At 62.9% G+C, this 9,828-nt stretch carries 12 protein-coding genes; 8 read left to right on the top strand and 4 right to left on the bottom strand.

Going from position 1 to position 9,828, the window contains the following annotated elements:
* Positions 1-22: 22 nt before the first annotated feature.
* The 4 genes from AC5ZFO_RS42270 to AC5ZFO_RS42255 form a co-directional block, all read right to left on the bottom strand.
* Complete coding sequence (locus AC5ZFO_RS42270) at positions 23-604, bottom strand: hypothetical protein (protein ID WP_282521314.1); 582 nt, start codon at positions 602-604, stop codon at positions 23-25.
* A gap of 11 nt (positions 605-615) precedes the next feature.
* Complete coding sequence (locus tag AC5ZFO_RS42265) at positions 616-1,572, bottom strand: DUF3618 domain-containing protein (protein WP_306664383.1); 957 nt, start codon at positions 1,570-1,572, stop codon at positions 616-618.
* Between the two features lie 256 nt (positions 1,573-1,828).
* On the bottom strand, positions 1,829-2,695 hold the full coding sequence (locus AC5ZFO_RS42260; RefSeq protein ID WP_496123673.1) for an NAD(P)/FAD-dependent oxidoreductase: 867 nt from the start codon (positions 2,693-2,695) through the stop codon (positions 1,829-1,831).
* Between the two features lie 187 nt (positions 2,696-2,882).
* The gene (locus AC5ZFO_RS42255) at positions 2,883-3,338 is read right to left on the bottom strand and encodes a low affinity iron permease family protein (protein ID WP_282521317.1); all 456 of its coding nucleotides are present in this window, start codon (positions 3,336-3,338) and stop codon (positions 2,883-2,885) included.
* Between the two features lie 3 nt (positions 3,339-3,341).
* Here AC5ZFO_RS42255 and AC5ZFO_RS42250 point away from each other — a divergent pair, with 3 nt between their 5' ends.
* From AC5ZFO_RS42250 to AC5ZFO_RS42215, 8 genes are all read left to right on the top strand, one after another.
* Positions 3,342-3,515 carry a DUF2934 domain-containing protein gene (locus AC5ZFO_RS42250; RefSeq protein ID WP_282521318.1) on the top strand — a complete coding sequence of 58 codons (174 nt, stop codon included), beginning with the start codon at positions 3,342-3,344 and terminating at the stop codon, positions 3,513-3,515.
* A 120-nt stretch (positions 3,516-3,635) separates the two neighbouring features.
* Positions 3,636-4,454: a formate dehydrogenase accessory sulfurtransferase FdhD gene (gene fdhD / locus AC5ZFO_RS42245; protein WP_496123672.1), complete on the top strand. Its 819-nt coding sequence runs from the start codon at positions 3,636-3,638 to the stop codon at positions 4,452-4,454.
* A gap of 77 nt (positions 4,455-4,531) precedes the next feature.
* Positions 4,532-5,089 (top strand): c-type cytochrome, encoded by a 558-nt coding sequence (locus tag AC5ZFO_RS42240; protein ID WP_282521320.1) that lies wholly within the window; start codon positions 4,532-4,534, stop codon positions 5,087-5,089.
* A gap of 32 nt (positions 5,090-5,121) precedes the next feature.
* Positions 5,122-6,096: a cytochrome c oxidase subunit II gene (gene coxB / locus AC5ZFO_RS42235; RefSeq protein WP_496123676.1), complete on the top strand. Its 975-nt coding sequence runs from the start codon at positions 5,122-5,124 to the stop codon at positions 6,094-6,096.
* Positions 6,093-8,006, top strand: coding sequence for a cytochrome c oxidase subunit I (ctaD, locus tag AC5ZFO_RS42230; protein WP_404979786.1), 1,914 nt, complete (start codon positions 6,093-6,095; stop codon positions 8,004-8,006). The genes coxB and ctaD overlap by 4 nt, the downstream gene beginning before the upstream one ends.
* On the top strand, positions 8,003-8,605 hold the full coding sequence (locus AC5ZFO_RS42225; protein ID WP_282521321.1) for a cytochrome c oxidase subunit 3: 603 nt from the start codon (positions 8,003-8,005) through the stop codon (positions 8,603-8,605). Before ctaD ends, AC5ZFO_RS42225 begins: the two co-directional genes overlap by 4 nt.
* Positions 8,602-8,943, top strand: a complete 342-nt coding sequence (locus tag AC5ZFO_RS42220) for a hypothetical protein (RefSeq protein WP_282521322.1) — start codon at positions 8,602-8,604, stop codon at positions 8,941-8,943. Before AC5ZFO_RS42225 ends, AC5ZFO_RS42220 begins: the two co-directional genes overlap by 4 nt.
* Entirely contained in the window at positions 8,931-9,827 is an 897-nt protein-coding gene (locus AC5ZFO_RS42215) for a cytochrome c oxidase assembly protein (protein WP_271604758.1), read from the top strand. The genes AC5ZFO_RS42220 and AC5ZFO_RS42215 overlap by 13 nt, the downstream gene beginning before the upstream one ends.
* The last annotated feature ends 1 nt before the right edge of the window (position 9,828 follow it).

Raw genomic sequence — 9,828 nt, 5'->3', positions numbered from 1 at the left:
GGTGCGATGATCTCGCGATGGCTCATCCGCCGGATCCGCCGGACCGCGCATTGTCGTTCCCTGAAGACGCCGATCGATCGTGTCCCTGCGATGAAGAACCGCCGTCTGAGGCCCGCAGAAAACGCACGGCGGCAAAGCCCGCGAGAACCGATAGGCCGAGGAAGGCAGCCGGCTGACGCTTGGCGAAACCGGTGGCGTTGTCGACGAGATCTCGGAAGCTGCCGTTGCGAATCTTCTCGCCAGCACCTTCGACGTATTCCGCCGCCGAGTTGATCCCCTTTGCCGCGAAAGGTGCATCGTTTTCGAACGCGCGTGCGGCCTCCCGGATGTTGCCGGCGAAACGCTCGATGAAATCAGCACTGGATTGCTGTTTGCCGCGCGCACGGTCCTGAAACTGATCGACGGCCCCGGACGCCACGTCCTTCGCCGCATCCGCCGCTTCCGCGAATTTCTCTCGCGCTGTATCGGTGGAAGCCCGAAGGGCCTCGCCGGCGCGCTCCTTCATTTCGGCTCCCGCGTCCTGCATCTGGTCCTTCAACCGCTCCGACAGAGGGGCATCCGGCGTTTGGGCGGCATTTCTCTGGTTCAGGTCGAGATCGCTCATCGGGTGCCTCTTCAGGTATTCGAGTTCGTGGTATTGGGCTTACGGGTTTGATCAAAGGCGGCCGCGACGATGCCGTCTGCCGCTTCTTTCAGTCTCTCTGCGACGCCTTCCGTCATGCGACTGGCGTGTCTTCCGAGATCCGCGTCGGCGATGCTGGAAGCGACGGCATCTGCGGCCGACAGCGCCGCGTCCTTTGCGGCCTCGAAACCTGACGCCGTGGCATCGTTCGCGGCCTGTCTGACGTTGCCACTCGCCTGCCCCATAACCTTGGTCTCGGCATCGGTTGGCGGGAGTGCCGCGGCAATAATCGCGCCGATCGCGATACCCAGACCGCCGATCAATGCGGCGTTGTCACCGATGACCTCGCGCGCCTCTGCGGGGGCCTGTTGGGCGGTATCCCTGGCCGCATCGGCCGTCTCTTTTGCGCCGCTACGCAGGCGTTCGAACGCGTCCTTGGCCGCATCCCTGGCTGCGTCGGCGCCGTCCGACGCCTTGCCAGCAAGAGTGTCGAAGGTATGGGTCGCCTTGTCCTTGAGAACGCCGGCGGCGTCAGCGGCGGTATCGGCCAGTCCCGCAGCTCCGCCGCGGACTGAAGACGCAGTCTGCTGAACATTGTCCTGAAATCCCTGCGCGGCTGTCCTGGATTGATCCAGAACCTGCCCCGCCTGATCCTTGAGGGGATCGACCGCGTCCTGGACGCGGGCACGCACCGTCTTGGAGGTGAGAGCGAGTCCAGCGCCTATCATGAGCAGAGGCAGGGGCACGCCGCGCGCCATCCGCATGAGCGGCAGCGCCACAGCAGCACCGGCCGCAAGGCTCTGAATGGGATTCTCCAGCGCCTTGTCCTTGAGATCGCTGATCCACGTATGAGTCTTCCGACCGACGAAGTCGGAAACTTCGGACTTGATATGCTCCGGCGAAACCGCGTGGCGAATGTCTTGCGCCGTCTCGGTGATGCTGTCCTTCAACCGGTCGACCGTCGCCGCCAGCTCGGCACGGCTGCGCTCGGATTCGCGCCGGAGCTCCTCTACGGATCGTGTCATCGCATCGCCTCGCTCGATTTTCTGAATGGCTGCGAGACGAACTCACGCTATGTTGATTCGTTCCTACTTGCTTCCTTCGTGTGGCCACGGATAGACGCCGCTTCTGCGGCGGCCGAAAGACGGGGCATGACGAGCTCCCAGGAAGCCGGGGCGGCCAGTTGGCCTTCGTTGTCGCCCGTGCTTAGCCTAGCGATTTGTGAACCGCCGTGGCAGCAACCGCGGCGTGCCCCGTCGCAACGGATATCTGGTGAAGATCTGAAACGACATCTCCCGCCGCGTAGACTCCCTCGACCGTCGTCTGTTGGTGCCCATCCACCACCAGACAACCGACCTCGTTTGCAGCGGCGCCCAGTCGGACGGCGAGCTCCGATCCGACAGAGCAGCCCAGAGCGGGGTAGAGCACATCGAACGTCCCCGCACCGTTCGATCCACTGGAAACGTGGATCGACCCGGCCTTGATCTCCAATTGGCTATCAGCGAGCTGGACCGAGATTCCTGCCTCTTCGGCTTCCGCCAAATGCTCGGCGGTGGGGGCTCCGGTAACGACCAAGGTGACTCGGTCGGAATAGTGCCGCAGAAATCTCGCCTTTGCGAGAGCGCCTGCTCCCTGGCCCATCACGGCTATACGCCGATCGATGGCTTCGTAGGCGTCGCATACTGGACAATAGCGGACTATACCTGCAAGGACCGCCTTTTCCACGCCGTCGATATCCGGAGCCTCATCCACGATGCCCGTTGCAAACAGCACACGACGTGCGCGAATCTCGAGATCGCCATAGACGGCTCGAAAACCGATGTCGGATTTTTCCAGGAAGGAAATCCGTTCCCGCACAAGCTCGACATCGTAAGACTTGGCTTGACATCGCAGCAGATCGAGCAGCTCTCGGCCCGAGACGCCGGAAGGAAATCCGGGATAATTATGGCTCTTGGGGATCCAGGCTGCCCGGCTTTTTCCCTCGTCGAAGACGGCTACGCGCCTCCGGTATCGCGCCAGATAGATTGCGGCGGTGAGGCCGGCGGGACCGCCGCCCACGATCAGACAATCCAATACGCCCCTCACAATCCCACCGAGCTCCACTTTGGAAGCTGCCCCGAGCAGGGACCGTTCGGAACGGTTGCGGCGGCCGCGACGACCATTGTAAACGCCCTCATATTAACTTTGCTGATTTGCTTGGTGCGATTCAATTCCGTACCTCATCGGAGGTTGCTCGGGTCGGCGTATCAACGCGCAGCCATCAGGATGCCTGGACCTGTGCGCGCTCTTGCTCGACTTCCTCGGCGTCCTTCTTGTCGACGTCCATGAGGTCGTCATCGGCATTCCCGACTGCCTTCAGGAGTTCGTCGAGCTTGGCATGAATGGCCTGAGTGTCGCGATGCTCGGCGCGCTGGATGAGGAGTGTCATCCCCCAGGTCGCGAGCGTTGCGAACGAATGCCATTCCAATCCGTTGCCCAGGACGAGCCAGCAAGATCCGTAGGCCAGGAAGACGACGAATGCCGCCGGCCGCGAGGTCGCTACGCCAATTTTGGTAAGCCAGCCCTTGAGATCCGCGGATGACATGTCAGCCAACGTGATCCAGCACAGCCCGTTCCACCAACGATGGTCATGCGACAATGCACCATTGCCAAGAACTGCGCGTCTTTGGAACCTGTCGATCCGCTCTGCTTTGCCAAGGACGAACGAACGGAGCATGAAATGGGCTTGAGTGAGGAAGACATTCGCAGCAGGGCCTATTTTCTTTGGAAGCAGGCTGGCGAACCCGCAGGGGCGATGGACGACCTCTGGTACAAGGCGGAGGCCGAGTTGTTGGCCGAGCGATCCGAACAGGGTGAGGTCCCGCAAGGAATGACGGACAATCTACCGCTGTGATGACCGGCTCTCGAACCGACAGTCGACGGTGTCTCATGCGACAGCAGCGCGGACCTGGGTGGCCTCGGCTTAGGAACCATCCTCCCTTTGCGGCGTCGCTTCTTTTTGAGGGAGGACGCGTTGCACGGCTCGCAGTTCAGGCGCCAAGCGAACCTGCCGCACGCGGTCGTCGGCGTCGATTGTCGCGACCAGGACGGGCGACTTGCTGCCCGCACGCTTGCTGAAGAGACCCCCGTAGCCCTGGCGTACAACGGAACGACGCTTGCGGTTGTGATGGCGACACCCGCCGATCTCACCGATCTCGCCATAGGGTTTAGCCTGACGGAGGGAATTATTGCCGGGCCTTCCGAGATCGAGGATTTGGACATCGTCCGGCACGGGGACAGCGTGGAGCTGCGGATGTGGCTCACATCCGACCGGAGTGATCGCCTTGCAACGCGGCGGCGGCGTCTGGTAGGCCCAACGGGTTGCGGCCTCTGTGGTATCGAAAGCCTGGCCGACGCCTGTCCGCCCGTTCCCCACATTACAAACCACCTGTCGCTTACCGCCGAGGACATTTCGTCTGCCGTGCATGCGCTGACAGCGGCGCAGGATATCAATCGTGCGACCCGAGCAACGCACGCAGCCGGGCTATATCGGCCTGGCTCAGGGTTGTTGCTGCTGCGTGAAGATGTCGGCCGGCATAATGCCCTCGATAAGCTCGCGGGAGCGATGGAAGCAGAGGGCGTGACCGGGTCCTCTGGCGCGCTCATTCTCACCAGCCGCGTGTCGATCGAACTGGTGCAAAAGGCTGCAGCCATCGGCATCGGCATTCTGATCGCGGTCTCTGCCCCGACCGCACTCGCCGTCCGAACTGCGACCGCGTCGGGAATCACGCTGGTCGGCGTCGCGCGCGGCAGCGAGTTCCAAGTCTTCAGCCAGCCCGGAAGCTTACGGTAAGGAATCCGAACTCGCAGGAACCAAGCCGAAGCGCATCGATTTATAGTTCCCTTGAGCTGACGGGTCAGATGAAGCGGATGACCAGCATTCTCCTCGCAGTTGTGGCGGCCCTGGCGGGCTGCCAGCGGGAGCAGCGGCAGTTGCGGCTCGACCCGCCGACAGCCGATGCGCTCGACAAGATCGCGTTGATGCCGAATGGCATCGCCGGCGCCCCACCGCGGGTCTATTTCGCACTGGGCAAGCCTTACGAGGCCAATGCCTACAATCTGAGCCAAGGCAAACGACTGTATTCGTGGTTCGGCTGCAAGAGCTGTCACGGCGACGGTCAGGGTGGGAGCGGGCCGAGCTTCCTTGACGGCTGGTGGTACTACGGCCCCGAGATGGTCTCCATCTTCGCCTCGATCCGGGATGGGCGGCCCCACGGCATGCCGTCGTTTCGAGACAAGATGACGACGGATCAGATCTGGCAGCTTGCGGGCTATGTACAGACCATCGGCTCCTATGAAGGCAAGACCGCTGCGCCGAGCCGGAACGACGAGAAGCAGACGCGACCTGCCGAAAATCGCGCACCGGCCAAACTGCGATTTGATCAGGGCCCCTCGCCGGTCCATTTGGATCAGGGACCGACGCCGTGATCCGCGCCCTGAGCAAGATCTGTTTGAGCGCGATGCTCGCCGTGCCGCTGGCCGCGTGCGGCAGCAATTGGCAATCCGCGCTCGACGTTCACGGCACCTCGGCAATCAGCCTGAAGCATCTCATCCTTCTGATCGTCGCAGTCTGCTCCGTCGTCTGGATGCTGGTAATGGTCGCGCTGATCTGGGCTTTGTGGCACCGGCGGGAAGGCCTGTCGACACCACCTCAGCCTGGCCGCGAACGGCGCATGACCATCGCGGTCATCGGCGCCGTCATCGTCACCGCCGTCATCATCGGCACCTTCACCATCATGAGCTTCTTTGCCACGCGCAGTCTCAGCGTCGCCGGCCAGGACGATCTGACGATCCGGGTGCGCGGCCTGCAATGGTGGTGGGGCATCGAGTATCTCGGCCCGGATCCATCCCGGCGATTCGAGACCGCCAACGAGATCCACATTCCGGTTGGCCGCAGCGTGCACCTCAAGCTTGAGGGCCTCGACGTGATCCATTCATTCTGGGTCCCGAGCCTCGCCGGCAAGCAAGACCTGATCCCGGGCCGCTCCAATGAGCTCACGATCCGGGCGGAGCAGCCTGGCGTGTATCGCGGTCAGTGCGCGGAATATTGCGGCATGCAGCACGCGCACATGGCGCTGCTGGTGATCGCGGAGTCGCAGGACGATTTCGACAAATGGGCGAACGCGGAGCGGAATGCGGCGGCCCAGCCTGTCGAAGAGGAGGCGGCTGCGGGAATGCAGACGTTCCTGACGAAGCCGTGCGCGGCCTGCCACACCATCCGTGGCACCATTGCAGCCGGCACCACGGGGCCCGATCTCACCCATGTCGGCAGCCGCCGGACCATCGCGGCGGGGCTGTTCGAAACCACGCGCGGCTCGCTCGCAGCCTGGATCGCCGATCCACAGACCATCAAGCCGGGCAATAACATGCCGATGGTGCCGCTCGCACCGGAAGAGTTGCGCGATGTCTCTGCTTATCTGGCGAGCCTGAAATGAACATGCCCGCCAAAGCGTCCGACACGCGCGACATCGACATCCAAGGCTCGTGCCTGACAGAGGCGTTGACTGAGACATGGAAGACGCCGCCCGGCATCTGGGGCGCGCTCACCACCGTCGATCACAAGATCATCGGCCGCCGCTACATCTTCACGGCCTTTGTCTTCCTCGTGCTCGGAGGAGTCCTCGCCGTGCTGATGCGGATCCAGCTCGCGCAGCCAGAGGCGCGCCTGCTTGGTCCCGACCGCTATAATCAGATCTTCACCATGCACGGCGCCAACATGATGTTCCTGTTTGCCGTGCCTGTAATGGAGGCCGTGGCGGTCTATCTGGTGCCGCTGATGGTCGGCACCCGCAACATCGCCTTCCCTCGCCTCAACGCATTCTCCTACTGGATCTATCTTGCCGGCGGCGCGCTGCTCTGGATTGCCTTTGCGCTCGACATGGGACCGGACGTCGGCTGGTTCGCCTATGTGCCGCTATCCGGGCCGCAATATGCCGCCGGCAAGCGCGCCGACATCTGGGCACAGATGATCACCTTTACCGAAGTCTCCGCGCTCGCAGTCGCTGTGGAGATGGTGGTCACCGTCTTCAAGCAACGCGCGCCGGGCATGACGCTCGACCGCATCCCCGTGTTCGTGTGGGCGATGCTGGTGACGTCCTTCCTGATCATCATGGCGATGCCGGCGATCATGGTCGCCAGCACCAGCCTGATCCTCGACCGCCTCGTCGGCACGCACTTCTTCAATCCGGCCGAGGGCGGTGACGTGCTGCTCTGGCAGCATTTATTCTGGTTCTTCGGCCATCCCGAGGTCTACATCATCTTCCTGCCGGCGGCCGGCATGGTCTCGACCATGATCGAACCGTTCGCGAGGCGACCGGCCTTCGGCTATCTCGGTCTGGTGATGGCGCTGATTGCAACCGGCATCCTCGCCTTCGGCCTGTGGGTGCACCACATGTTCGTGGCGGGTCTGCCACGACTAGGTGAGAGCTTTTTCACGGCGTCCAGCATGGCCATCGCGATCCCTGCCGGCATTCAGATCTTCTGCTGGCTGGCGACGCTGTGGGACGGCAGGCCGGTGTTCAAGACGCCGCTCCTCTTCATCATCGGTTTCTTCGTCACCTTTGTCATCGGCGGCCTTACCGGGGTGATGGTTGCCTCCGTCCCGTTCGACACCCAGGTGCACGACACGTATTTCGTCGTCGCGCATTTCCATTATGTGCTGGTCGGCGGCGCCGTTTTCCCGCTACTGGGCGCCATCCACTATTGGTTTCCCAAGCTCACCGGACGGATGATGAGCGAGACGCTTGGGCAGTGGTCGTTCTGGCTGATCATCACCGGCTTTAACGCCACCTTCTTTCCAATGCATATCCTCGGATTGGAGGGCATGCCGCGGCGAATCTACACCTATCAGCCCGACCTGCCTTGGCACGCTCTTAATGTGTTCGCGAGCCTCAGCTCCATCGTGCTCACCGCCGGGTTCTTGGTGTTCTTCATTAATGTCATCCGGAGCGCGTGGGCCGGCGACGTCGCTTCCGACAATCCCTGGGATGCAGCCACTTTGGAGTGGGCCACCTCGTCGCCTCCGCCCAGCTTCAATTTTGCGATGATCCCCGTCGTCAATAGTTTGCATCCGCTCTGGGATTGCCGCGATGCGCTTGCTGTGGCAAAGGGCCTGCGTACCGATCGGCGCGAGCTGGTGGTGACGTCGCTCAATACTGCCGAACCACAGGCGCGCGAGGCCTCGCCGCGGAATTCGATCTGGCCACTGCTGACGGCGATCGCAACCAGCATCATGCTGATCTGGTCGATATTCACGCCCTGGGCGGTGGTGTGGGGCTCGATCCCGATCGCGATCGCCCTGATCGGCTGGTTCTGGCCCAAGGGAACGCCGGAGGACGAGGCATGAGGGAAAGGATCGTGCTCGATCTCCGCAAGCTGCCGCTACACGGGATGGGGACACAGAGTGCCACCTGGTGGGGCACGCTCGCCTTCATGCTGATCGAGGGCACCGGCTTTGCCCTGGCGATCGCCGTCTACCTCTATCTGATGAGCCTGGCGACCACTTGGCCGATCGACGCTCCCCCACCCGATCTGCTTCCCGGCACATTGGTGACGCTCATTCTGCTCGTCAGCCTGGTGCCCAACATCCTGATCTCGCGCTGGGCGGAGCAGCAAGACCTGCGCAAGGTCAGGATCGGCCTTGTCGTCATGTCGATCCTGGGAATCGCGCCGCTGATCGTGCGCGTCTTCGAATTTCCTGCGTTGCGGATCAGTTGGGACACCAATGCCTACGGCTCCGTGGTTTGGCTCCTGCTGGGCCTCCACACCACGCACATCATCACCGACCTCGCCGACACCCTGGTCCTCGCCGCGCTGATGTTTACGCGCCACGCGCAAAATGCCCGCCGCTTCGGCGACGTCCAGGACAACGCCATGTATTGGAACTTTGTCGTTGCGGCGTGGCTTCCGATCTATGGCTGCATCTATTGGCTGGCACGGCTATGAGCGCATCAAAATTCCTGACCCATCTCACGATCTGGGCCGGCCTCTGGTTCGCCGCCGTGATCTGGGCCGTCAATATGCAGCTTGGACAAATCCCGCCCGATGTCGATTGCCGATCAACGCTGCATGTCTCCGCCATCATCTCCCTTGCAGGCGCAATCTTGACGGCTCTGTCGGGCGTCGCGTCGTGGTCTTGCGCAAGAAGGCTGGGGGTCGCGAGCGCGCCCGCTCATACGATCGATTTCGCCAGAGCGGTCAGCGCCCTTTCCGCCTGCCTCTTCACCTTTGCTCTTGCGATGCAGGGCGGGGCCTCTCTGGTGCTGACGGGATGCGAAAGATAGCGGCAATCACGGCTGGCCTGCTGGCGGGTGGTGCGGCACATGCCCACGAGCTGACCCCGGACGTGAGCGGCGCGCGTTGGACGCTCGATCCCTGGATCGTCCTCCCTCTCATGGTTTTTGGTCTCATGTACGGCGTCGGCGCGCTTGTTCTGCTCCGGCGACGGGCTCGTGTTCCTGGTGCCGGACTCTGGCAAGTCGTTGCCTGCGCCGCCGGCTGGCTCTCGCTGATCGCAGCGCTGGTGTCGCCGCTGCACTGGCTTGGCGAACGGCTGCTCAGCTTTCACATGATCGAGCACGAGATCCTGATGGCCGTAGCCGCGCCGTTGCTGGTGATCGCGCGACCGGTTGGAACGCTATTGTGGTCCCTGCCCCGCCGCGTTCGCCTGTCGATCGGCCGCTGGATGCGGCTGCCTGCCACCGACGCCGTGTGGGGCTTTTTCAGCGCCGGTCGCACCGCAACGATCCTGCACGGAATGGCGATCTGGGGCTGGCACGCGCCGCTCCTGTTCGACGCAGCCGTTTCCAACCTCCTCCTGCACCGGGCGCAGCATCTCAGCTTCTTCCTGACGGCCGTCCTGTTCTGGTGGTCGGTGTTCAGGCGTAGTGAAACCGGGGCCGCCGCCTGGCATGTCTTCATCACCATGCTGCACACCAGCGTGCTCGGCGCCTTGATGGCGCTTGCGCCGCATCTGCTCTACCGGGAGCAACAGGAGGCTGCGGGGGCGTGGGGGCTCACTCCGCTGGAGGACCAGCAGCTGGCCGGCATCATCATGTGGGTGCCGGCGGGAACGATCTACGCCGGTGCGGCCCTGACCCTGATTGCGCTTTGGATCACGCGTGCCGCCAAGCAAACGGAGCGAACCGATGCCCTTCACGCGCAGTAGA

It is taken from the genome of Bradyrhizobium sp. Unk1 (assembly GCF_059512345.1).
This window is presented reverse-complemented; position numbering and strand designations above follow the sequence as displayed.